23 protein-coding genes and 1 pseudogene are annotated in these 21542 nt (G+C 68.8%); 14 read left to right on the top strand and 10 right to left on the bottom strand.

Annotation, left to right across the window (positions count from 1 at the left end; translation table 11 throughout):
• Nucleotides 1-14: 14 nt before the first annotated feature.
• A complete protein-coding gene (locus ACZ5WE_RS32655; RefSeq protein WP_467694007.1) occupies nt 15-1031 on the bottom strand; it encodes a zinc-dependent alcohol dehydrogenase family protein in 1017 nt (338 codons plus the stop codon).
• A gap of 217 nt (nt 1032-1248) precedes the next feature.
• Here ACZ5WE_RS32655 and ACZ5WE_RS32660 point away from each other — a divergent pair, with 217 nt between their 5' ends.
• A complete protein-coding gene (locus ACZ5WE_RS32660) occupies nt 1249-2136 on the top strand; it encodes a helix-turn-helix transcriptional regulator (protein WP_467694008.1) in 888 nt (295 codons plus the stop codon).
• 71 nt (nt 2137-2207) lie between these two features.
• Here ACZ5WE_RS32660 and ACZ5WE_RS32665 read toward each other — a convergent pair whose 3' ends face one another.
• Complete coding sequence (locus ACZ5WE_RS32665) at nt 2208-3110, bottom strand: helix-turn-helix transcriptional regulator (RefSeq protein ID WP_467694009.1); 903 nt, start codon at nt 3108-3110, stop codon at nt 2208-2210.
• Between the two features lie 224 nt (nt 3111-3334).
• On the opposite strand from ACZ5WE_RS32665, the gene ACZ5WE_RS32670 reads away from it, so the two are divergent.
• From ACZ5WE_RS32670 to ACZ5WE_RS32690, 5 genes are all read left to right on the top strand, one after another.
• Nucleotides 3335-4312 carry an aldo/keto reductase gene (locus ACZ5WE_RS32670; RefSeq protein WP_467694011.1) on the top strand — a complete coding sequence of 326 codons (978 nt, stop codon included), beginning with the start codon at nt 3335-3337 and terminating at the stop codon, nt 4310-4312.
• 68 nt (nt 4313-4380) lie between these two features.
• Nucleotides 4381-5409, top strand: a complete 1029-nt coding sequence (locus ACZ5WE_RS32675; protein WP_467694012.1) for a zinc-binding dehydrogenase — start codon at nt 4381-4383, stop codon at nt 5407-5409.
• Between the two features lie 69 nt (nt 5410-5478).
• Nucleotides 5479-6330, top strand: coding sequence for an aldo/keto reductase (locus ACZ5WE_RS32680; RefSeq protein ID WP_467694013.1), 852 nt, complete (start codon nt 5479-5481; stop codon nt 6328-6330).
• Nucleotides 6331-6422: 92 nt separating this feature from the next.
• Nucleotides 6423-7118, top strand: coding sequence for a flavodoxin (locus ACZ5WE_RS32685; RefSeq protein ID WP_467694015.1), 696 nt, complete (start codon nt 6423-6425; stop codon nt 7116-7118).
• A gap of 232 nt (nt 7119-7350) precedes the next feature.
• Complete coding sequence (locus ACZ5WE_RS32690; protein WP_467694016.1) at nt 7351-8772, top strand: pentapeptide repeat-containing protein; 1422 nt, start codon at nt 7351-7353, stop codon at nt 8770-8772.
• Nucleotides 8773-9015: 243 nt separating this feature from the next.
• On the opposite strand, the gene ACZ5WE_RS32695 is transcribed toward ACZ5WE_RS32690, so the two are convergent.
• The 3 genes from ACZ5WE_RS32695 to ACZ5WE_RS32705 form a co-directional block, all read right to left on the bottom strand.
• On the bottom strand, nt 9016-10131 hold the full coding sequence (locus tag ACZ5WE_RS32695; RefSeq protein WP_467694018.1) for an AI-2E family transporter: 1116 nt from the start codon (nt 10129-10131) through the stop codon (nt 9016-9018).
• A gap of 313 nt (nt 10132-10444) precedes the next feature.
• Nucleotides 10445-11008, bottom strand: a complete 564-nt coding sequence (locus tag ACZ5WE_RS32700) for a hypothetical protein (protein ID WP_467694268.1) — start codon at nt 11006-11008, stop codon at nt 10445-10447.
• A 224-nt stretch (nt 11009-11232) separates the two neighbouring features.
• Nucleotides 11233-12093 carry a choice-of-anchor K domain-containing protein gene (locus ACZ5WE_RS32705; RefSeq protein WP_467694020.1) on the bottom strand — a complete coding sequence of 287 codons (861 nt, stop codon included), beginning with the start codon at nt 12091-12093 and terminating at the stop codon, nt 11233-11235.
• 628 nt (nt 12094-12721) lie between these two features.
• Between ACZ5WE_RS32705 and ACZ5WE_RS32710 the strand changes: the two genes are divergently transcribed.
• A complete protein-coding gene (locus tag ACZ5WE_RS32710) occupies nt 12722-13576 on the top strand; it encodes a calcium-binding protein (protein WP_467694021.1) in 855 nt (284 codons plus the stop codon).
• Between the two features lie 433 nt (nt 13577-14009).
• Here ACZ5WE_RS32710 and ACZ5WE_RS32715 read toward each other — a convergent pair.
• Nucleotides 14010-14447 (bottom strand): annotated as a pseudogene (locus tag ACZ5WE_RS32715) (transposase); the annotation flags it as partial.
• Between the two features lie 333 nt (nt 14448-14780).
• Between ACZ5WE_RS32715 and ACZ5WE_RS32720 the strand changes: the two are divergent.
• Nucleotides 14781-15161: a hypothetical protein gene (locus ACZ5WE_RS32720; RefSeq protein ID WP_467694023.1), complete on the top strand. Its 381-nt coding sequence runs from the start codon at nt 14781-14783 to the stop codon at nt 15159-15161.
• 188 nt (nt 15162-15349) lie between these two features.
• On the opposite strand, the gene ACZ5WE_RS32725 is transcribed toward ACZ5WE_RS32720, so the two are convergent.
• Complete coding sequence (locus ACZ5WE_RS32725; protein WP_467694025.1) at nt 15350-15832, bottom strand: SRPBCC family protein; 483 nt, start codon at nt 15830-15832, stop codon at nt 15350-15352.
• Nucleotides 15833-15910: 78 nt separating this feature from the next.
• On the opposite strand from ACZ5WE_RS32725, the gene ACZ5WE_RS32730 reads away from it, so the two are divergent.
• The gene (locus tag ACZ5WE_RS32730; RefSeq protein WP_467694027.1) at nt 15911-16522 is read left to right on the top strand and encodes a TetR family transcriptional regulator; all 612 of its coding nucleotides are present in this window, start codon (nt 15911-15913) and stop codon (nt 16520-16522) included.
• Between the two features lie 514 nt (nt 16523-17036).
• Here the strand turns inward: ACZ5WE_RS32730 and ACZ5WE_RS32735 are convergent.
• Nucleotides 17037-17330: a DUF1330 domain-containing protein gene (locus tag ACZ5WE_RS32735; RefSeq protein WP_467694029.1), complete on the bottom strand. Its 294-nt coding sequence runs from the start codon at nt 17328-17330 to the stop codon at nt 17037-17039.
• A gap of 103 nt (nt 17331-17433) precedes the next feature.
• On the opposite strand from ACZ5WE_RS32735, the gene ACZ5WE_RS32740 reads away from it, so the two are divergent.
• The 4 genes from ACZ5WE_RS32740 to ACZ5WE_RS32755 all read left to right on the top strand — a co-directional run bounded on the left by ACZ5WE_RS32740 (nt 17434) and on the right by ACZ5WE_RS32755 (nt 19843).
• Complete coding sequence (locus tag ACZ5WE_RS32740) at nt 17434-17610, top strand: hypothetical protein (RefSeq protein ID WP_467694030.1); 177 nt, start codon at nt 17434-17436, stop codon at nt 17608-17610.
• 31 nt (nt 17611-17641) lie between these two features.
• Nucleotides 17642-18100, top strand: a complete 459-nt coding sequence (locus ACZ5WE_RS32745) for a MarR family winged helix-turn-helix transcriptional regulator (RefSeq protein WP_467694032.1) — start codon at nt 17642-17644, stop codon at nt 18098-18100.
• Between the two features lie 50 nt (nt 18101-18150).
• Nucleotides 18151-19545 carry an MFS transporter gene (locus ACZ5WE_RS32750; protein WP_467694270.1) on the top strand — a complete coding sequence of 465 codons (1395 nt, stop codon included), beginning with the start codon at nt 18151-18153 and terminating at the stop codon, nt 19543-19545.
• Nucleotides 19546-19696: 151 nt separating this feature from the next.
• Nucleotides 19697-19843: a hypothetical protein gene (locus tag ACZ5WE_RS32755; RefSeq protein ID WP_467694033.1), complete on the top strand. Its 147-nt coding sequence runs from the start codon at nt 19697-19699 to the stop codon at nt 19841-19843.
• A gap of 33 nt (nt 19844-19876) precedes the next feature.
• On the opposite strand, the gene ACZ5WE_RS32760 is transcribed toward ACZ5WE_RS32755, so the two are convergent.
• Nucleotides 19877-20059: a hypothetical protein gene (locus tag ACZ5WE_RS32760; protein ID WP_467694035.1), complete on the bottom strand. Its 183-nt coding sequence runs from the start codon at nt 20057-20059 to the stop codon at nt 19877-19879.
• A gap of 232 nt (nt 20060-20291) precedes the next feature.
• On the opposite strand from ACZ5WE_RS32760, the gene ACZ5WE_RS32765 reads away from it, so the two are divergent.
• Entirely contained in the window at nt 20292-20447 is a 156-nt protein-coding gene (locus ACZ5WE_RS32765) for a hypothetical protein (RefSeq protein WP_467694037.1), read from the top strand.
• A gap of 212 nt (nt 20448-20659) precedes the next feature.
• On the opposite strand, the gene ACZ5WE_RS32770 is transcribed toward ACZ5WE_RS32765, so the two are convergent.
• Nucleotides 20660-21466 carry a DUF899 family protein gene (locus ACZ5WE_RS32770; protein WP_467694039.1) on the bottom strand — a complete coding sequence of 269 codons (807 nt, stop codon included), beginning with the start codon at nt 21464-21466 and terminating at the stop codon, nt 20660-20662.
• Between the last annotated feature and the right edge of the window lie 76 nt (nt 21467-21542).

Raw genomic sequence — 21542 nt, forward strand, 5'->3', positions numbered from 1 at the left:
TCACGGGTCAGGTGTCAGGGCTTGAGGAGCGTCTTGATGGCGCGGCGCTCGTCCATGGCCTTGTAACCCTCGGCGACCTGGTCGAGGGGCAGGGTGAGGTCGAAGACCTTGCCCGGGTCGATGCGACTCGTCTTGACGAGTTCGATGAGGTCGGGCAGGTAACGGCGCACGGGGGCGGGGCCGCCGCGCAGGCCGACGTGGGAGAAGAACAGCTCCTGGCCGTCGACGGCGACGTCGTGGGGGACGCCGACGAAACCGACGTTGCCGCCGGGGCGAGCCGAGTGCAGGGCCTGCTGCATGGCCTCACCGGTGCCGACGCACTCCAGCACACTGTCGGCGCCGATCCCGCCGGTCAGCTCCTTGATCCGCTCCACGCCCTCCTCGCCGCGCTCGGCCACGATGTCGGTGGCGCCGAACTCGCGGGCCAGCTTCTGCCGTGAGGCATGGCGGGACATGGCGATGATCCGCTCCGCGCCCATCTCCTTGGCGGCGATCACCGCGCACAGACCGACCGCGCCGTCCCCGACCACCACGGCGGTCGAGCCGGGCTCCACCTCGGCGGCGTCCGCGGCCCACCAGCCGGTGCCCATGACGTCGGAGACGGCAAGCAGGCTGGGCCACAGATCTTCGCCCGGGACCTGGTCGGTGGCGACGAGGGTGCCCTGGGCGTTGGGGACGCGCACGTAGTCGGCTTGGCAGGTGGACATGAATTCACGGTGCTGGCAGCTGGACTGGAAGCCGTTCTTGCAGTTCGCGCAGGTGTTGTCCGAGGTGGCGAACGAGCCGATCACGAACTGGCCCGGCTTGACCGCGGTGACCTCGGAGCCGACCTCCTCGACGAAGCCGACGTACTCGTGGCCCATCGGGTGCGGCTCGTCCGTCGGCTCGGCGCCGCGGTAGGGCCACAGGTCCGAGCCGCACACGCAGGTCACCGCCGTGCGGATGACCGCGTCGGTCGGAGTGAGGATCTTCGGGTCGTCCAGCGTCTCGAATCGGATGTCGCCGGGGGCATAGATCATTGCGCCGCGCATGAGGGAGGTTCCTTTTCGTGCCGAGGCGACGTGCCGGGGGTCGGCGGCCGTCGCCGAGTGCAGAGCCAACGTGGCGCCCGGTCCGGCCGGCTCACGGCTGGGCGAAAAGCACCACGTCATCCAGGTAACCCGCTCTCGGCGCGCGGAGCGAGGCACGGTCAAGGGGTGTACTGCCGGTACATCCCTGTGGCCGCGTGCGGGACGTACCGTCGAAGGTGTGGACAACCAAGCAGAGGTCCGCGAGTTCCTGACCTCGCGGCGAGCGAAGATCACCCCCGAACAGGCCGGCCTGCCCTCCGGCAGCCGACGCCGGGTGCCCGGCCTGCGCAGGAGCGAGGTCGCCGCGCTGGCCGATATGAGCGTGGAGTACTACTCCAAACTGGAACGCGGCAACCTCGCCGGTGCCTCCCCGGCCGTCCTGGAAGCCCTCGCCCGCGCGCTCCGGCTCGACGAAGCCGAACGCGCCCACCTGCTCAACCTCGCGCACGCGGCCGACGGCTCCGACGCACTCACCCGCCCCCGGCGGCGCACCCCGCAGTGGAAGGCGCACCGCAGCCTGCAGTGGGTCCTGGACGCCGTCACCGCGGGCCCCGCCTTCGTGCGGGACGGCCGTATGGACCTGCTCGCCACGAACCAACTCGCCCGCGCGTTCTACGACGACGTCTACGCCACACCCCACAACCAGGCCAACCTCGCCCGGTTCAACTTCCTCGACCCCGCCTCCCGCCGTTTCTACCCCGACTGGAACCAGGCCGCCGACGTCGCCGTGTCGATCCTGCGCACCGAAGCCGGCCGCAACCCCCACGACAAGGGCCTCCACGACCTGGTCGGCGAACTCTCCACCCGAAGCGACGACTTCCGCACCCGCTGGGGCGCCCACAACGTCCGCCTCCACGGCGCCGGCACCAAACGCTTCCACCACCAGGCCGTCGGGGACCTCACCCTCGCCTACGAAGGGCTGGAGATGGCAGCCGAGCCCGGCCTCACCCTCACCGTCTACACCGCCGAACCCGGCTCACCCTCGGAAGAGGGGCTGCGCCTCCTCGCGTCCTGGGCCGCCACCCGAGGCGCGGACAGGAGTGTGGGAGGCACGACAGGGGTCTGAGAGGCACGACAGGGGTCTGAGAGGCACGACAGGGGCCTGAGAGGCACGGACGAATCCACGTGTCGCGTTGGTTACGGATGCTGCCCGGTGGCTTTCGGAGCGGGACGTTCTGTTGTTGGCGGTGCGGTCATGTCGAGGAGGAGCAGAGCGTCGTGGTCGGGACTGTCGGGTTCGGCGGTGTAGACGCCGATGCGCTGGCCGGGGGTGCCTTCCACGTGCAGGGACTGGGACGTGAGGGTGAGTGTGCCGACCTGGGGGTGGTGGAACGTTTTGTGGGCGGGCTTGCGTCCGGTCACTTCGTACCGCTCCCACAGGCCCGCGAAGTCGGCGCTTTTCAGGAGGAGTTCGCCGACGAGGCTGGTGAGGTCGGGTGCGTCCGGTGCGGCGCCGGCGATGGCGCGCAGGCGGGTGACGCAGGCGGTGATCTGCCGGTCCCAGTCGGGGAAGAGGGCGCGGGCCGCTGGGTGGAGGAAGAGGTAGCGGGCGAGGTTGCGGTGTTTGGCGGGCCAGTCGTCCAGGCCCGCGTAGAGGGCGAGACCGCCGGGGTTCCAGGCCAGCATGTCCATGCTGCGGCTGATGACGTAGGCCGGGTTCGGGCGCAGTGATTCGAGCAGCAACTTGAGGTGGGGGCGCACGGTGCGGGACGGTGCGGGGGGTGGTTCGGATACGTAGCGGGCGGCGCGGGCGGCGAGCTCGCGCAGGTGGTGGTGTTCCTGGTCGTCCATGTGCAGGGCGCGGGCGAGGGAGTCCAGAACGGCGGGGCTGGGGCGGGTCTCCTTGCCGCGTTCCAGGCGTACGTAGTAGTCGATGCTGATGCCGGCGAGGGTGGCCAGCTCCTCGCGGCGCAGTCCGGGGGTGCGGCGGATGCCGGCGCCGACGGTGAGGCCGACGTGTTCGGGGCTGGTCTGGGTGCGGCGGGCGCGCAGGTAGCGACCCAGCTCGGCGCCCTCGCTGTGTGCGCTCGCGGATGTCATGGCTCCAGTCTCACGCGCCGGGTAGGTGCCGTGCAGCCGGGAGGGGGGCCCTGTCGTTACCCCTGAAGAGCCCGCCCTGCCACACCGGAGGAAACCGGGCGAAGGTGGGGGAGCAAGACACCGGTACCCCCGGATCACCGCCCCAGCACCCGTCACGGGCCCGATGCGGCCGCCCGGGCGATAGTGAGGGTGCCGGGAGACGCCACGATACGGAGAGGGCGAAAATGCGGTACATCAAGCTGCGTGACCTGGAGGTTGCCCGGATCGGTCTGGGCGCGATGGGCATGTCCCACGGCTACACCGACTCGGGCACCGATGAGGCGGAGTCCGTCAGGACGCTGCACCGGGCGCTGGAGTTGGGCGTGACGTTCATCGACACCGCCGAAATCTACGGCCCCTACGCGAACGAGGAACTGCTGGGCCGGGCCCTGAAGGGGCGCCGGGACCAGGTGGTGCTGGCGACGAAGTTCGGCATGGTCGCGCACGCCGGGGCAGGCGCCTGGAACCTGGACTCCGGCCCGGCCAACATCCGCACCGCCGTCGAGGGCTCGCTGAAGCGCCTTGCCACCGATCACATCGATCTGTACTACCAGCACCGCGTGGACCCGGACACGCCGATCGAGGAGACCGCCGGCGCCGTCGCCGAACTGGTCGACGAGGGCAAGGTGCGCGCCTTCGGCCTCTCCGAGGCAGGCCCGGACACCATCCGCCGCGCCCATGCCGTGTACCCGGTCACCGCGGTGCAGTCCGAGTACTCGCTGTGGACCCGCGGGATCGAGGAGCGCATTCTGCCCGTCCTGCGGGAGCTGAACATCGGTCTGGTGCCCTTCGCGCCGCTCGGCCACGGCTTCCTCACGGGGGAGATCCGTTCCACCGACGGGTTCAAGGAGGGCGACTTCCGGCACGGCAACCCGCGTTTCACCGGGGAGAACTTCCAGCGCAATCTCGCGATCGCCGACGAGGTCCGGGCCGTCGCCGAACAGGCCGGTGCCACGCCCGCGCAGGTGGCCCTGGCGTGGCTGCTGGCCCAGGGCGACGACATCGCCCCGATCCCGGGCACCAAGCGGGTGCACCGGGTCGAGGAGAACACCGCCGCTGACGCGATCGAGCTGTCCGCCGAGCAGCTCGCCCGACTGGACAGCCTGCCGCAGGCCGCGGGCGAGACGCACCCGGAAGCCGGACGGCGGATGCTCGAACGCTGACCCCTGCAGCACGTCCGACCGCCGCCCGCGCGGCGCCCTAACCCCCTGTCTGGAGAAAACGACCTCTCATGCGTGCAGCAGTGATGTACGGAGCCGGCGACGTCCGCGTCGAGGACCGGCCCGATCCGAAGGCCGTCGAGCCGACCGACGCCGTGGTGCGCACGCTGGCCGCATGTGTGTGCGGCAGCGACCTGTGGCCCTACGCGTCGATGCCCGCCACCGACTCCGGCCGCCCCATGGGCCACGAGTTCCTCGGCGTCGTCGAGGAGACCGGCGCGGACGTCACCGGCCTGAAGACCGGTGACCTTGTCGTCGCGCCGTTCACCTACAGCGACAACACCTGCGACTACTGCGCCGGGCGCCTTCACATCTCGTGCCGCAACGGCGGCCGGTACGGCTTCGACGGCGTGGACGGCGGTCAGGGCGAAGCCGTCCGCGTCCCGTACGCGGACGGCACTCTGGTGAAGCTGCCGGTGGCTGCCGACTCCGCGCTCGTGCCGTCGCTGTTGGCGCTGTCGGACGTGATGACGACCGGTCACCACGGCGCCGTCACCGTCGGCGTCGGCCGCGGGGACGCGGTGCTCGTCGTGGGCGACGGTGCGGTCGGCCTGTGCGCGGTGATCGCCGCCAAGCGGCTGGGCGCCGAACGGATCGTGCTGGCCGGCCGTCACGAAGGCCGCACCGGTCTGGGCCGCGAGTTCGGCGCCACGGACGTGGTCGCCGAGCGTGGCGAGGAGGGCGTCGCCCGTATCCGTGAGCTGACCGGCGGGGTGGGCAAGGTGATCGAGGCCGTCGGCACCCGCCAGGCCCTGGACACCGCGCTCGGCGCGGTCCTGGACGGCGGCACCGTCAGCCGGCTCGGTGTCCCGCAGTACGAGCAGGGGCCGATCGGCCCGGCCGAGTTCATGCGCAACATCACCCTGACGGGAGGCGCCAGCCCCGCCCGCGCCTATATCGAAGAGCTGCTGCCCGATGTCCTGGACGGCGCCATCGACCCCGGCCGCGTCTTCGACCAGAGCTTCCCCCTGGACCGGACACCGGACGCCTACCGGGCCATGGCCGACCGAAAGGTCCTCAAGGCCCTCATCCGCCCCTGACCCCGCACTCGCACTCGCACCGGCACCCGCACCCGCACCCGCACCCGCACAGTGAAGGACATCCCGCTCATGCAGACCGTCACTCTCAACAACGGCGTCGAAATGCCGATCCTCGGCTTCGGCGTGTACCAGATCCCCGCCGAGGACACCGAGCGCGCCGTCTCCGAGGCACTGGCCGCCGGCTACCGGCTGCTGGACACCGCCGCCGCCTACGGCAACGAAGAAGCCGTGGGCCGCGCCATCAAGTCCAGCGGCGTCCCGCGCGACGACCTGTTCGTCACCACCAAGCTGTGGGTCCAGGACGCCCCCGCCGAGGCCAACACCAAGCGCGCGTTCGAGACGTCCCTGACCAAGCTGGGCCTTGACCACCTCGACCTGTACCTGATGCACCAGCCCTTCGGTGACGTCTACGGCCAGTGGCGTGCCATGGAGGCACTCCACCGCGAGGGGGTGGCCAAGGCGATCGGCGTCGCCAACTTCTACCCCGACCGCCTGATCGACCTCATCGTCAACAACGAGATCACCCCGCACGTCAACCAGATCGAGACCCACCCCTTCTTCCAGCGCGCCGACTACCAGGACCTCATGCGCGAGTACGGGGTGCAGATCCAGTCCTGGGGCGGCTTCGCCGAAGGCAAGAACGCCCTGTTCACCAACCCGCTGCTTGCCGAGATCGGCAAGGAGTACGGCAAGTCGGTTGCGCAGGTCGTGCTGCGCTGGCTCACCCAGCGCGGTGTCATCGTCATCCCCAAGTCGGTGCGCTCCGAGCGGGTGGCCGAGAACATCGACGTCTTCGACTTCCAGCTCACCGGCGAGCAGATGGCCCAGATCGCCACCCTCGAGACCGGCAGCTCCCTCTTCTTCGACCACCACGACCCCGAGATCGTCGGCCGGCTCGCCCAACGCCGCCTGGACGCCTGACCGCATCCACCCAGCGGCCAGCAGCAGGCCGCACCGCCGGCCCCCGCTAGCCCTCTCTCCGTTTCCACGCACCCAGCGCGAAGGGCCCCTTCGTGAACCAGCTGAACCGCACGGCGGCCCGGCGCCGCACCATCCTGCGCGCCGCGCTGCTGACCGGAGCCACCGCCATGACCGCACCGCACCTCACCAGCTGCTCGCCCGCGAACGAACCGGCACCCGACCGGCGCATCTCACCGAACCCGGCCACGAGTGGCACGGCACGGGGCAGGGTGCTGCTCGCGTACTTCTCGCGGCCCGGTGAGAACTACTACTACGGCGATCGCACCAACCTGAAAGTCGGCAATACCGAGGTCATGGCTCGCAAGATCCGCGACCTCATCCACTGCGCCATGTACCGGATCGAGGCTGCCGATGCCTATCCGGAAAGCTACGACGCGACCGTCAAGCGCAACGTCCGCGAACAGGACGTCGACGCGCGCCCTGCCATCAAGGGCGCACTGCCCGGCCTCGACGGGTACGACACCGTGCTGCTGGGCAGCCCCGTCTGGAACGTTCGCGCACCCATGATCATGACGACGTTCACGGAGCAGCTCGACTTCTCCGGCAAGACTGTCGTCCCCTTCACCACGCACGCCATGAGCGGCCTGGGCAGCACCGAGCGCGACTACGCCACTTCCTGCGCCGGAGCGACCTTCGCCGAGGGACTGGCGGTCAAGGGCGAAGAAGTCGGCGAAGCAGACGGTGACATCGAAGCCTGGCTGCAACGCGTCGGCTTCGCAGTCTCCTGACCTCGGCCACGCACTCGATCTCGAAGTCTGCTTTTCGTCCCGAGCGGACACGGCCAACTGCGTCGGGCTGCACGGCAGTTCTGACCCTCATGAGCCTTCTTCTGACATGGCCCTCGTGCCGCGCAACCGCACCCGCGGTCACCGGACCCACTCACGCTCACGACCTCAATTCCTCCTCTGAATCGTCCCCTTCACCGCATGGCGACCGCCGCGGACGGACATCATGCCCGGCATGGAGCCCGCACGCCTCGTCAACTGGATCGAGCCCAGCCACCTACCGGCCACGGGGCTCATAGCCGCAACTGTCGTCCTCGCCGGGGTGCTCTGGTCCGCCTACCAGGACCGCGGCAGACCTGCCCCGGACAGGGACGACGAACTCACGAAGCAGACCCTGCGGCAAGCCAGACGAGCAGGGCTCGGCGGCATCGCAGGCACGGGCATCTTCGTTGTCCTCTTCTGGCAAGGCCCCTGGTGGTTCGACAGGAGTCACATCCGCAGCAACAACCTGGAACCCGCCGACGGCGTCGTCATCACGGGCTTTCGCACCGGACTTGTCGCCCTCGCCGCGGGCCTGATAGCCGGAGCGGGTCTCTACTACACCCACAAGAAACACAGGCTCGAGCGCGAGCAGTTCAAGCATGCCCAAGACCAATTCGACGAGAGTCGAAAGCAATTCGAGACCACGGTGCTCGAAGCGCAGGCGCGCGACGAGCGTCAGGCCGACCTCACCCGAGAAGGGCAAGTAACCGGCCGCTACGTCGAGGCGATCAAGCTCCTCGCGTCCAAGCAGCAGCACGAAGTCCTAGGAGGGATCTATTCCCTCGAACGCATCATGAAGGACTCGACGCGAGACAGGACAACCGTCGTCGAAGTCCTCGCCGCCTACGCCCGTACCCGCCTGAACGGGCGATCCCCGGAAATCGGCCGGGTCACGTGGGGGGTGGGGCCAGACGTTGCGCCCCCATCACTACTCACACTCGCAGAGGACATCAGGGCAACCCTCAACGTCCTGGGGCGAAACCGGAGCGAAGGTGGGCGGAGCCCCGACCTCCGAAGCATCGTTCTAACTCACTGGGACGCAAGCGAAGTTGTCCTCACCGGAGCTCAGCTGGCCGGCGCGGACCTGGAGGGCGCCTACCTCGTGAATGCAGAGCTCAGCCACAGCAGCCTCGCACACGCCCGGCTCCGCAAGAGCCGACTGCAACACGTATCCGCGAACCACGCGGATCTGAGCGGAGTTGACGCGCGTGGGGCCCTCTTCACTGGCGCACTCTTGAACTACGCCTGCTTCAGGCATGCCCACCTCCATTCGGCCCAACTGCTGGGAGCGAAGCTCTCCAGCGCAGACCTCTGCTCTGCGAATCTTGAGGAAGCCAACCTTGCACACGCCGACCTCAACGAAGCCGACCTGCGAGGCGCGGACCTCACCAACACGACCTTGGTCGACACCAGTCTCACGGGGGCAGACTTCACCGACACCCGGAACCTGCGTGTCGAACAGCTCTGCCATGCGCGGATCTACGAATCGACAAAGATCCCCGAGAGCCTTCGTGAGCACCCTCACGTGCAGGCCCGTATCAAGCAGTGCGAAGACGCGATGAATGCTGGAGAAGAGCCATTGCCGTGGGACCCCACCGGACACTGGGTCGAGTAGAAAGACCACTGCGACCCTCCCTGCGATCCAAGTGAGCACGTGCAACAACCGTACTTACCCTGAGCACCTTGCCTGGCGCGAGCCTGGGCCGATTTGCTCAAGATTCTCTCGGCGTGCAGCCGCAGGCGAGCGGCACGGGTCGGGCGCCTCAACTCAGGACTTCGTCAGTCCTGAGTTCGGCCTCCGACCATGGCCGACCCGCTCGGCCACCACAGCGATCGGGGGCGAGGCTGCGAGGAGGAGCTACGACGGGACTGCGGCACCCGGGTGTGTGTCGTCGGCCTCCGGCTCCTGCGGCGGGTCGCTGAGCTGCTCGCGCACATAGTTCCAGACCACCGCGATCAGGGCGGCTGCCGGTACCGCGAGCAGGCTGCCCACGACGCCGGCCAGGTTCGCACCCAGGGTGACCGCCAGCAGGACCACCGCCGCGTGCAGGCCAAGACCGCGACTTTGGATGATCGGCTGGAACACGTTGCCCTCAAGTTGCTGCACCACGACGATGATCGCCAGCACGATCAGCGCGTCTGTCAGACCGTTGGACACCAACGCGATGAGCACCGCTACCAAGCCGGCGAACAAGGCGCCCACGATCGGCACGAACGCGGATACGAAGGTCAGCACCGCCAGCGGGAGCACGAGGGGCACACCCAGGATCCACAGGCCCAGACCGATGAAGACCGCGTCGAGCAGGCCGACGAAGGCCTGGGAACGTACGAACGCGCCCAGAGTGTCCCAGCTGCGCGCCGCCACGATCGGGACGTCGTTGGCCAGCCGGCCAGGAAGCTGACGGGCGAGCCACGGAAGGAAACGCGGGCCGTCCTTGAGGAAGAAGAACATCAGGAAGAGCGCCAGGACCGCGGTGACCACACCGTTCAACACGGTGCTCACGCCTGTGAAGAGAGCGGTGACCATGCTGCCGACGCTGTCCTTGATCTGAGCGGTCGCCGAGTCGACTCCGCCTGCGATCTGGGCGTCGTCGATGTTCAGGGGCGGCCCGGCGGCCCACTCGCGCAGTTTCTCGATGCCTTCGGCCACGCCGTCGGCCAGTTCACCGGACTCGGACGCCACCGGCACCGCGATCAGCGCCACGATGCCCGCGGCGACCAGAAGGAACAGCACGGTCACGACCGAGGCGGCCAGGGCGGGGCGCCACCCGCGCCGGCGCAGGAAGTGGGCCAGAGGCCAGGTCAGTGTGGTGAGCAGGAGGCCCACTATGAGAGGCCAGACGACCGACCACATCCGACCCAGAACCCACAGGGCCACCGATGCGGCCGCAAGAACCAGCAGCGACTCGACGGATACCCGTGCCGACCTGCGGAGCGCGGCGGCGGCTCTTGTGGAACTCAGCGTGGCAGACATGGGGGACACCCTATTGATACTTCAGTCGCACTCGGCACCCCAGTCGGCCGGGAGGCGTCTGGGGCAGCCCGCCGGTGCACGTCAGAGCGGTTTCCGCGCACTGGATCGGCCAGGCGCCGCCAGTAGAGATGTCCGAGCAGGAGCCCAACTACTGCGGCAGGCACTCCCGTTGGGCACCGGTGTGCGGCACGAACAAGATCCCGCACCGCGACGACATTTCCTCCGACACGATCCACAGCCGCGACTGGCGGTTGCTCCATCAGATGCCGGATACGACGACGGGTCGCCGGCGCGGTGCGGCGCCTCACCACCATCAGGCAGGGCGGAGACCGCCACTGTGCTGTCCTGGTGACTTTCCGTCAGGTGCTGGCGCGTTCGTGGCGGGCGAGGTGGGACGCGGCGAGCTCGGCCAGGGCCGGGCCGGTGCTCTCGTAGGCGAGCGGGGCGAGGTCCCGGGGGCGGAATGTAGCCGTCGGGCATGCTGGCGTAGGCGCGGTCCAGCAGGCCGGCGTAGCCGTCGGCCAGAGCCTGGGGCCATGCGCCGGTCAGCGGGGGCCGCATGCGCGCCTCGGAGGCGAGAGCCGCGTGGTGCGCGGCGGCTTCGGCGGCCGCCTCTTTGACGGTGAGGTCGGCGATCAGGGTCACGACATGGTGCGAACTCGGCCAGCGGGCCCGGCAAGGAGCCGGTCATGGCGGTCGGGGCGAGGAGTGCCTCGCTGAGAGTGGCGGCGATCAAGGGGGAGGCGTGCAGACCGTCGCGGTGGGTGCCAGATGCCACCCACAGCCCCTCGCGCAGTGTGGGGCCGATGACCGGGTGGCCGTCCAACGTCAGAGGCCGGTTTCCGTGATGGATGTGTGTGATACCCGCGCCGGCCAGAGTGTGGTCGAGCTGAGGAGTGACGGAACTGTCCCTGCCTTACGGCCTCTCACGGCGGCGCTGGTCACGGCACTGGTCACGGCGATGTGCGGGCCGTGAGTGCCCCGCGGATGCGAGGCACTCATTGAGGAATCCGACCTACGTGAACGGAGCGCCACCGGCCCGGAGTTGGCCCGGCTGGTGCGCCGCCTGGAGTGCGGGTTACTCGACTGCGGAGTAGTGGGTCAGGGGGTGGGGGCCTTGGTGCCGTAGCCGAACTCGGAGACCACCGTGCCGGAGGTGTCGCGGAGGCGGGCCAGATCGCCCTTGTCGTTCCAGATGGGCCGCTTGCTGCCGTAGGAGAAGCCGCCCCACTCGGGGTGGCTCTCGTTGGTGTAGATGCGGATGCGCTGCCCCGGCTGCAGCACCGTCCCCGCGGGGAGGACGAAGTCCTGGCCGGCGTCGTCGGCGCCCACGGCCCAGCCGGAGATGTTGGCGGCGACGGTGCCCCGGTTGACGATCTCGATGTACTCGTCGGCCTGGGTGCGCTTGACCTCGCCCTTGTTGAGGACGGTGGAGATGTGCACGTCGGGCCGTCCGGCGCGCGCGAAGATGGCCACGACGTCTGCGCTGTTGGCGCTGTTCTCGGGGCTGATGAACTGCCGCACGACGTTGCCGCCCTGCTTGAACCCGCTCAGGACGACGCTGTACTCCTCACCGTCCAGGGTGACGGTCTGCGGGGAGACGAAACTCGGCAGGTCCACGATGTCGTCGGGGGCGGGACCGTTGTTGGGGGTCTCGTTGTGGTGGAAGCGGAAGGTGAAGTCGGCGGTGGTGCCGTCCTCGAAGGCCACCTGGACCGTCAGGTCCACATCGAACTGCGGCTGCGGCATGCCCTCGACGGGGAAGTTCTCGTGGGTGAAGGTGCCCAAGGTGAACTCCGAGCCGTCACGCTGCACGGGGACGGCGCCGCCGCGGAACACGTAGCCGCTCTTGCCCCCGCCCACGGGCTTGCCCCAGGTGACGTGTTCGCTTCCCAGGCCGTCCAGGTTCGGCGGGGTGGTGCTCATCGACGGCCACGAACCGGCAGTGGTGGCAGTACTCATGCATGCTCCCTGTGTCGAAGTGCCGACCGGACACGGGCACTTGTGTGGAAGTGCCGACCGGGCGCGGGGCTGGACGGCCCCGCGCCCACCAATCTGCCCCTGCGGCCCCGCCGGACTCAGCCGACCGCCCCACGATGACGCGAACCCCTCGCTCCACCAGCGAGTTTCAACAAACTGTCGAGGATTCAACGGCCCGAACCCATGACCCTCACTCGTCACACGCCCTTCCTCACACCACTCGACATCCCCTCACTGGGGCTCCCGCGACCCGCACCGCCCCCACGCACCCGAACACGCCTCCCGCAGGATGGCCGAGACACGATCACCCGCGCGTGGCTCCCTGGCCGAGACCCGCTCCACACTCGGCCACCACTGACCGCAAGGAGGGGTGACGGCGGAACTACAAGGCTGGGCCTCTGACTTGTTCCAGCGACCCCGGATACCCCGGTCCATTCCCCGCGTGTACGGGCATGGGCCGAACTGGGGCGAGTGGCGCCGTCCACGTACCGGTCACCACTCCGTCCGTCGCTGTTCATGAGCCGGCGGGCAACTCCGTTCCTGAGCCCCTTGTCCAACTGGGTGACCAGAAGCACCACGGCACACGCACACCCTGAAGGGCTACTTCCGCATGCGCATCAACAGGACCATCGCAGCCACCGCCACCCTTGCCCTGACTCTCGGCACGGCCGCCTTATCGGCGTCGACCGTCCAGGCCGCCCCGTCCGCCGCTCGGACCACGGCGTCCGTCGTCGTCGCGGACGGCGAGCTCTGGTACAAGGCGGCACCCGGTCAGCAGAACAAGGTGACGGTCGACGAAGAGATCGACCACCGCGGTGAGCACGACTCCTACTACGTACTTACCTTCCACGACCAGTACGACATCACCATCTCCGCCGACGCGGCGGAGGGTGATGAGTGCGTGTACCCCGAGGAGGGCGACCGCACGGCTGTACGGTGCGCGGTCAAGATCCCGGAGAACTCGGACGACTCCGACAGCTACGACATCGAACTCGGTGACGAGAACGACACCGCGACCCTCGCGCCCGACAGCCAGGCCTGGGCCGGTATTTATGGCGGCGAGGGCAACGACGTAATCAAGGCGTCGGAGTCCGCGCTCCTGCACGGCGGTGACGGTGATGACCGCCTCGACGGCGGCGGCGGCCCGTTCGGCTTCGGCCCGTGGGGCGATGCCGGGAACGACACCCTCACCCGCTGCAGCCAGGACTGCTTCGGCGGTCCCGGCAATGACTCCTTGACCGGCACCGACGAGGAGAACACCCTGCACGGCGAGGACGGCAGCGACATCCTGCACGGCCAGGGCGGCGCCGACGTTCTCTACGGTGGCAAGGGCAACGACAAGCTGTACGGCGAAGCGGGCAACGACACGCTCTGGGGCAACAGCGGCGACGACGTCCTGTGGGGCGGCACAGGCACCGACAAGCTCTCCGGCGGCCCGGGCCGCAACGAAGTCCACCAGGACTGACACCCCTTTCGGACCAATGCCCCGGCCACGTCCGGACCGCGGGTCACACCTCGACCTGAGCCACTGAACCGGGGGTGACCCGCCCTCCCCGTCCAGCGGGGGTGACCCGCCTCCCGTCCGGTGCCGCCCCGATTGACGCTTGAGTGCACAACTGCGCTGTCAAAGCACAGCAGTTACCCTGCAACGACTCCCGCCTGAAACGACTCCCGCGTGTCGCTGAGAACCGAGGTCGGCAGGTCTGAGGCCAGCGCGCGAAACGCAGTGTTCCGGTCGGACGGTCGGGCAGCCCGGGGCGGCGGATCGATGGGCACGCTCCTCAGCGTGGGGCAGGGACATGTCGTACCTGCCCCACTGCCCCACAGCCCGTTCCGGTGCCGTGGGCCCAAGCGGGGCGTCGCTGAGATATCGCGTTGCACAGGCGTCCGGGGGTCTCCTAAGGGCGCTGACAAAGCCGTTGGACGTGGCGATGAGTGATCAGACAGACCGCGAGACCGAGGAACGCCTCATGGATGTCATCGCGCCGTTCCCAGCGGATGCGCAGGCGGCGAAAGCCGTGCGGCCAGGCGATGGTGCGCTCGACGACGTAACGGAAAACGCCCAGGCCAGTGGTACCGTGCGGCTCGCCTCGTTTCGCGATCACCGGGCGGATCCCGCGCTGCCAGAGCAGGCGCCGGTACGTGTCGTGGTCGTAGCCGCGGTCGGCTGGCAGCGCTGCTGGGCGTCGACGCGGCCTGCCGACCAGGCCCGCGACTGCCGGGATCTTGTCGAGTAGCGGCAGGAGTTGGGTGGCATCGTTGCGATCGCCGCAGGTCAGCGTGACCGCGAGCGGGATGCCCTGGCCGTCGACGATGACGTGGAGTTGGCCCCCGGCCGGGCAGCAACGGCTCAATGAGCGACCGCAGTTCATCCGACACGATCCACGGCCGCGACTGACGTTTCGCCACAACCAGACCAACGAGCCGACACGCCAACAGTCAACAGCCAACAGTCGCATGATCAACCGCTTTTGTCAGAAGCAGTTACCCCACAGGCGGCCGCCGGCGGCCTTCCCAGTTCCGGTACGTCGCGGCATGTTGGCGAACCGTTGGCGGGCGTTGTGATGCTGGATGAGTGGTTGGGGGTCGCCGCTTCCCGCAGGAAGCAGTCCCCAGCCCCTGATGCGGGTTCTCTGCCCGCCTGATGACGCCTACCAAGGAGACTTGCCTTGTCAAAGACATGGACGACGCTGGGGATCGGTTCTGCCGCCGTCGCATCACTGCTCATGGTGTCGGCGCCCGCGGCCTCGGCCGCGGGCTGGAACTACGTGGGATCTTCGGAATTCCATGTCTGGAAGACGAAGACGGTGAAGTCGACGGGCGGCGACTTCCTTACCTGCATCACCACCTCCGCAACGACGAAGGAGTTCTACACGCTGTGGGAAGCCGACGCGGACCACGACAACGACCTGGTGGCGCAACACCACGGTGGAGGCGGCTGCGTCAAGTGGAAGAACATTGGTGGCGCCCGCGACGGGTCGAACCATCGCGCGGAGTTCTACATCGAGACCACTGACGCAGAGGCCCTGCGTGTGAAGTTCTACGACTGACCTGATTAAGGGCGGCCCCATCCACGGCGTCCGTGGTCTCAGGACCTAGCCGATCCGGCCTACCGGCGGCCCGCCTCGGGTTGGCGCGCGGCGGACGTACCTTCCCGAATGGTCCATGTGACGGACGGTCATGATCTGTCCGATGCTCGATGCTCGATGCTCGATGCTCGATGCTCGATGCTCGGCGGTCAGCGGGCGAGAACGCGCAGCAGACGTGCGTACCGGCCCCTTCGGGCCGGGCGCGCAACCCTTCCCGTACAGGCGAGTTCGGCGCGATCCAGGCTGTCCTCCAAGAGGGCGTTGTGGAGTGGCTGCCAGACCAGCGGCCAGGTGAGCCGGGCCAGGCCGCGAGCGTTCATGGCGAGGGTGTGGCGCAGCAGCGTGTGCTCCTCATCGACGGCCAGGACGGCGTATTCGTGGAACCCGTGAAAGCCGCGAGGCCCGCTGAAGGCGAAGCGCACCCACGTGGAGGGGACGTAGGTGGCGACGGTGTAGCGGACAGGGCCGTGGCCGCCGACCGCTCCGGCCGCCAAGGGGCGGTCGAACGCCATGGGGGGCCATTCATCGCGCGGCCACAGCGCGTCCTCGGATCCGGCGAGGGTGTCTATCAGTGCTCCCACCTCGCTCTCCTTCGCGGCCAGCAGGCGGTCGTGAACGTTGTAGACGCCCATGCGCTCTCCCAGGAATCCATTCTAGAGACAAGGTTCTAGAGGCATGTCTCTAATATTTTTGAGAATACCCTCTGGTCCATGGCAAGACCACCCCGCTTCGACGTGCACCAGCTCCTCGACGCCGCCGTGCGACAGGCCGCCGCCTCGGGCCCGGCCGGCGTCACCATGTCCGCCGTGGCCAAGGAGGTAGGGGCACCGAGCGGGTCGGTCTACCACAGGTTCGCCGGACGGACGGCTCTGCTCGCCGAAGTGTGGCTGCGGACGGTCGAGAGGTTCCAGGAGGACTACTTCGCGACCCTCGAAGCGCATGCCGACGCGCAGCGGGCCGGGGCGGCGGCGGCCCGCCGGGTCGTCGCCTGGGCCCGGGCGCACCCGGAGGAAGCCGCTCTCCTCCTCTACGGCGCCGAGGACTTCGGGCGCTCCGACTGGTCCGAGGAACTCATCCGCCGTGCGGACCGCGGCAACCAGCGCGTGCACACCGCACTCGCCTCCGTCGCCGCAGCTCTGGGCGCAGAGGACCCCCAAGCCGTGGAGGGCGTCATGCTCGCTTTGGTCGACCTGCCCCTCGCACTGGTACGCCGCCACCTGCGAGCCGGCAAGCCCCTCCCAGCCCATGCCGAGGACCTGGCGGAGGAGTCCGCCACCGCGCTGCTCAGCATGATTTCTGCCAGGTCGGGCGCCAGCGGCTGAGGAATCACCACATACATCGTTCTGAGCCCTGGTGGATTTCCGTAGCCGGAGATCGTCTTGGGGTCGCGGTCCGATTGGTGCAGCGTCGTCTCAAGTGTGCGATCAGGACGACGCGTTGGCCTAGGGATGCGATACCTACGCGGTCGGCGGCATGGCTTCGCAGCTCGGGGCACGCCGACCACGCGATGGGTTCTTCACAGGCCAAGACGGTGGAGTAGATCTGGCCCCCGGCGAATGCGGCAGTCGCGAAGGGCGACCACGCTGAATCTTCCCCACCCGTCCATGTTCCGGCACCACCAACTGCGACTGACTCAACTACGAGCGAGCGGGGGACCGTTGCTTCGGTGAAGGGCCGCCCGGCAGGTGAGGCGTGCTGCCGGGCGGCTCGTTCCGCGGCCTGGGCGGCGTGCCTGAGCCCCGGCCTCTTCGCATGCCTCTCGGCCTGTGTCGTAGTCGTTGCGTGGGTCGTGTGCGTATCAGGTGACGGATGCTCAGCCATGGCTGAGCCCGTCAGTCAGTCGATGCCTTCGATGATGCGGAAGTCGCGCTCGACGGCGTCGGAGAGGACCGCCAACGCCTTCTGGTAAGTCTCGCTCTCGTATGCCGCGACGGCCTGTTCGAAGTTGTCGAACTCGATCAGAATGACGCGTTGCGTGTTTCCGGCTTCGTGGGCGACGACTCGGCCGCCACGGGACAGGAGCCGTCCGCCCCCAGCTTGGACGGCCGGACCGGCCAGCTTGTCGTAGGCAGTCAGCCTCTCAGGGTCGGATATGGAGCGGTAGACACTGACCCAGTAGCCCTTAGCCATGGAACCTCCTGTGTTCGGTCGGACATGTCCGACTTCGAATTGACGCCTCGGCTGGCACCGCCGTGCCGGCGATCACGCCGTGTTGGCGGGCGGCGACGCGCGCATGAGCACGGGTGTCGTCCGGCACCGCCCAGCGGGTGGTGATGTCGTCCTCGGCGCGGTCCTCGGCCAGGGCACGGCGCACGGCGTCCGGCATGGCGCCGACGGCGACCGCCGTCTGGTGCGCCGGGTGCGCCGGGTGCGGGGCTGGGGCATGGCGTTCGGGGCGAGAGATGCATAAAGCATTCATATAAATATTGTATGCTTCACGCATGAGCCGTCAAGACGCCACTCCTGGCGCTTCCACTGCGGTTGGTTCGGCCCTCTACGGGCTGGCAACCAGGGCTGTGAGACGCCTTCCGCGCGATATGAGCATCACGTCCGCCGCCACCCTGGCCACCCTGCACAGGACCGGTCCGCGACGCATCACCGATCTGGCCGTGATCGAGGGTGTCACCCAGCCCGCGATGACCGTGCTGGTCCGGGTGATGGAGGAGTCCGGACTGGTCGAGCGGAGGGGCGACGCGTCCGACAAGCGGGTCACGCTGGTGTGTCTGACCGAGGCCGGCGCGTCGTACGTTCAGACGCGGCGCCAGGCGGGCGTCGATGCGTTCGCGCGGCTGATCGACGAACTCGCCGAGGACGAGGTCGAGGCCCTGGTCGCGGCGCTTCCGGCGCTGGTGCACCTGGCAGAGCTCGAAAGCCATGACCGCGAAGGACCGAAGCGGTGACGGTGCGCACCCCGGGGCGCTCCGAGGCGCGGCTGCTGGCCCCCGCCCTGATGTTCATCGCCCTGGTCGTGGCGGCGGTCGCCAGCCTCGGGACGCCGCTGATCACCAGTGTGGCGACCACGTTTGACGTCTCGCTCGACAGCGCGCAGTGGACGCTGACCGTCGCGCTGCTGAGCGGCGCCGTCGCCACGCCGGTGCTCGGCCGGCTCGGAGCCGGCCCGCACCGACGGGCCACGATCCTCGCCACGCTGGCGATCGTCGTCGTCGGCAGTGCGCTGACCGTGCTGCCGCTGCCGTTCGCGGGGCTGCTCATCGGCAGGGCGGCCCAAGGCGTCGGGCTCGGTCTGACGGCGCTGATGATGGGCGTGGCCCGGGACCATCTTCCCGAGGAGCGCAGCACGGCGACGATCGCCCTGATCTCGGTGGTCTCGATCATCGGCGCCGGCGTCGGCTACCCACTCACGGCACTGCTCGCCGAGATCGGCGGCGTACGGGCCGCCTACAGCTTCGGTCTGTTCGTCACCGCTGTCGCCTTCCTGACCGCGTGGCGTTCCATACCCGCGGCTCCCGAAGGCCGCTCCGCTCACGTGACCTTGGCGGGCGCGCTCGTCCTCGCGGGCGGACTGTTCCTCGTCCTGTTCCTGGTCGGCCAGCGGAGCCTGTGGAGCCGTCACCTCGCCGTGGCGGTGATCCTCGCCGTCGTCGCCGTGCTCCTGCTGTGCGTCTGGATCGCCTCCGAGCTGCGCAGCAAGGCACCCCTGGTCGATGTCCGGGCGGTACGGCACCCGGCGGTCGCCGGAGCGAACATCGCCATGTTCGTCGGCGGGAGCGGCATGTACCTCCTGCTCACGCTCATCACGCGGTACGCGCAGACGCCGCACAGCGCCGGCTACGGCTTCGGGCTGACCACCTTCGTCGCCGGGCTGGTCCTCGTCCCGTTCTCGGTGCTGGGGTTCGTCGCCGGCAAACTCACGCCCCGGGTCCGGACGCTGATCGACGCACCCGTGCTCCTGGCCGGCAGCGCCGTCATCGTCGGCGGCGGGTTCGTCCTCTTCGCCGCGGCCCGGTCGAACCTGGCCGAACTGCTCGTCGCGATGGGTGTGCTGGGCTTCGGCGTCGGCAGCTTCTCAGCCGCCATGCCCGGCGTCATCCTGGCCGTCACGCCCAGGAGCGAGACGTCGAGCGCGATGAGCTTCAACTACGTCGTCCGCAGCGTCGGGTACTCCCTGGGCAGCGCGACAGGCGGCCTGGTCCTGGCCACCGGCACCGACACCGGTCATCTCTTCCCGAACGACCACGCCTACACCACCGCAGCGCTGGTCGGCATCGCCGCGATGGCGGTCACCGCCCTGACCGCCACCGCTCTCGCCCGCCAACGCCCGCCCGAGATCAACCCCACCGCGGCCACGGCCAGCGTGCCGAGTCAGGGCCGGTCGAGCCGATGACCGGCTCGTCGGAAGGGCGGCGGCCCCGTCGCCCTGTTCGGCGCCGAGGAGACATTGGCAAAGAACAACACATGCAGACCGGCTGGAGAGAACCAGCCTGGTCGTGGATCCTCCGACCAAAGTGGCAACGGCCCACGGATGCGGGGTTGTTGTGGGCGAAGAGGAGGTATCGGATCCGCCGACCTGTGTCCTCGAGGTACTGCCCGAGCAGATCGGCGGCCGAGGCATCGGCATGCTGTACCGCTGCGCGCGGGACCTCCACGCCGCCCCGATTCTCCGGCTGATCGCAGGGCAGTGACGTCCCGCCTGTGGAGGCGGGGCGCACTTGCGGTTATCGGTGTCCGCGCGCTTTGGTGTCCTCGCGGATCGCGGCGGCCACGTCCAGCAGCGCGTACGCGACGGCTGCCAGTCCCTTGCCGAGAGCCTCGGTCTGTTCGCCGTCCTGGTTCTTCGCCGATGCTGTCTCGGCGGCCCGGTTCGCCGCATGCCCGAACGGGCCCGGCTCTATGATCATGGTTCGTCCCCCTCTCTCCACCGGAGTCTCCGGCGGACGCCTGCACTCTCCCCACAACGACCGCCGCTCATTCGTGGAGTCCGGATGAGCGGCGGACCTCCAGCCCCCACGAACACGGGCGGCCCCGCTGGGGCGGGGCTGACGCGCCCTCACATCGGGTTCGACGTGACTCAATCATGGCCGAGGTGTGACAGCGCAGGTGAGAGCGTTTGCACGCGTTGAAGGCAATCACATGAGGCGCGCGGGTTACGTCCGTGTCGGCACCGCGGGCCAGTTGGGCGGGTTCGGTCTGGTGGACCAGGAGCGCATGGTTCGTCGCTGGACGGGCGAGCACGGCCACCGCCCAGTGCACGTGTTCGTCGAGCAGGCCTCCCGGCACGGTGGCTGACGTCGAGCGCCCGAGCTTGCCACTGGTGACCGTGCAACGCCTGCGCAGCGCCGAGACCGGCCGCACCCTGCACCAGCACGCCCACCGGACTGATCAACACCTGCGTTCGCTCTGGCGCCGGGCCGGGCAGGTGTGGCGACAACGCCAAGAGCGATGGCGAGACCGCGGCGTGCCGCCTACCCATGTGCGGTGTGATCGCTTCCCCCTGATGATCAAGTTCCATCGGCAAGGTCGTCGGAGTGTCCGGCGTCGAGTCGCGGCCACTGGGCGATGGGACGCCCGCCCGACTCCTCCGACGCCGGCGGCCATGCGGGTGAGCCGCTGTCGGTCCTCATGGAGCAGTGTTGTGGCCAGCCGGCGGGTGAGTCCTCCCACGGCTCCTGGCGTCCGTAGACGGCGAGGTCCATGAGCGCGTAGCTGTGGTCCATCGCCTCCACGCCGCGGCGGTTCGTCCAGTAGGTCTCGAAGACGCGGTCGCCGTCCCGTAGGTAGCACACGAGGTGGAACAACCCGATCTCACGGCCGACGAGGAGCGCATCGAGGGAGGGCTGCGCCGAGTACCACGGCATGGTCCAGCCCATGAAGTCGCGGTAGCGCAGGCTTTCGTCGTACGACACCTGTGGGTCGGCGGGGCCGAACGCGGTGTTGCGGCCCTGGCTGAAGACTGCGTAGGTGATGTCACGGGAGTGCAGGTACGACAGCTCGGCGACCTGGCTGAGGAACAACGTGCAGCCTTCGCACTGCTCGGGCGCGGGCCGGGTCGGCCACCACATGAAGTAGTACGCGACGAGCTGTCGGCGGCCTTCGAACGCGTCGCGCAGGGTGAGCGGACCGTTCGGCCCGATCAACTCGAGCTCGGGGTCGACCTCGACCATGGGGAGGCGCCGACGGGTCGCGGCGATCGCGTCGCCTTCCCGGGTGTGTGCCTTCTCCCGGGCCCGCAGGTTGTCGAGTTCGGCCTGAAAGGTGGCCCGGTCGACGACCTGCGGCTTGCCGAGGATTGTTGAGTCATCCGTCATGGCTGCTTCTCTCCTTGTTCCGGTGACGACGGCTGCAGCTGGCTTTCACCAGCTTCCTCTCACCTCCCGCTGAAGG

Source organism: Streptomyces sp. NPDC033180 (genome assembly GCF_055577645.1).

What these genes read in the sequence shown, in the direction of transcription:
- ACZ5WE_RS32655 (WP_467694007.1), bottom strand. Translation starts at nt 1,031, where the DNA reads ATGCGCGGCGCAATGATCTATGCCCCCGGCGACATCCGATTCGAGACG.
- ACZ5WE_RS32665 (WP_467694009.1), bottom strand. Translation starts at nt 3,110, where the DNA reads ATGACATCCGCGAGCGCACACAGCGAGGGCGCCGAGCTGGGTCGCTAC.
- ACZ5WE_RS32670 (WP_467694011.1), top strand. Translation starts at nt 3,335, where the DNA reads ATGCGGTACATCAAGCTGCGTGACCTGGAGGTTGCCCGGATCGGTCTG.
- ACZ5WE_RS32675 (WP_467694012.1), top strand. Translation starts at nt 4,381, where the DNA reads ATGCGTGCAGCAGTGATGTACGGAGCCGGCGACGTCCGCGTCGAGGAC.
- ACZ5WE_RS32680 (WP_467694013.1), top strand. Translation starts at nt 5,479, where the DNA reads ATGCAGACCGTCACTCTCAACAACGGCGTCGAAATGCCGATCCTCGGC.
- ACZ5WE_RS32690 (WP_467694016.1), top strand. Translation starts at nt 7,351, where the DNA reads ATGGAGCCCGCACGCCTCGTCAACTGGATCGAGCCCAGCCACCTACCG.
- ACZ5WE_RS32695 (WP_467694018.1), bottom strand. Translation starts at nt 10,131, where the DNA reads ATGTCTGCCACGCTGAGTTCCACAAGAGCCGCCGCCGCGCTCCGCAGG.
- ACZ5WE_RS32705 (WP_467694020.1), bottom strand. Translation starts at nt 12,093, where the DNA reads ATGAGTACTGCCACCACTGCCGGTTCGTGGCCGTCGATGAGCACCACC.
- ACZ5WE_RS32710 (WP_467694021.1), top strand. Translation starts at nt 12,722, where the DNA reads ATGCGCATCAACAGGACCATCGCAGCCACCGCCACCCTTGCCCTGACT.
- ACZ5WE_RS32725 (WP_467694025.1), bottom strand. Translation starts at nt 15,832, where the DNA reads ATGGGCGTCTACAACGTTCACGACCGCCTGCTGGCCGCGAAGGAGAGC.
- ACZ5WE_RS32730 (WP_467694027.1), top strand. Translation starts at nt 15,911, where the DNA reads ATGGCAAGACCACCCCGCTTCGACGTGCACCAGCTCCTCGACGCCGCC.
- ACZ5WE_RS32735 (WP_467694029.1), bottom strand. Translation starts at nt 17,330, where the DNA reads ATGGCTAAGGGCTACTGGGTCAGTGTCTACCGCTCCATATCCGACCCT.
- ACZ5WE_RS32740 (WP_467694030.1), top strand. Translation starts at nt 17,434, where the DNA reads ATGAGCACGGGTGTCGTCCGGCACCGCCCAGCGGGTGGTGATGTCGTC.
- ACZ5WE_RS32745 (WP_467694032.1), top strand. Translation starts at nt 17,642, where the DNA reads ATGAGCCGTCAAGACGCCACTCCTGGCGCTTCCACTGCGGTTGGTTCG.
- ACZ5WE_RS32750 (WP_467694270.1), top strand. Translation starts at nt 18,151, where the DNA reads ATGTTCATCGCCCTGGTCGTGGCGGCGGTCGCCAGCCTCGGGACGCCG.
- ACZ5WE_RS32760 (WP_467694035.1), bottom strand. Translation starts at nt 20,059, where the DNA reads ATGATCATAGAGCCGGGCCCGTTCGGGCATGCGGCGAACCGGGCCGCC.
- ACZ5WE_RS32765 (WP_467694037.1), top strand. Translation starts at nt 20,292, where the DNA reads ATGAGGCGCGCGGGTTACGTCCGTGTCGGCACCGCGGGCCAGTTGGGC.
- ACZ5WE_RS32770 (WP_467694039.1), bottom strand. Translation starts at nt 21,466, where the DNA reads ATGACGGATGACTCAACAATCCTCGGCAAGCCGCAGGTCGTCGACCGG.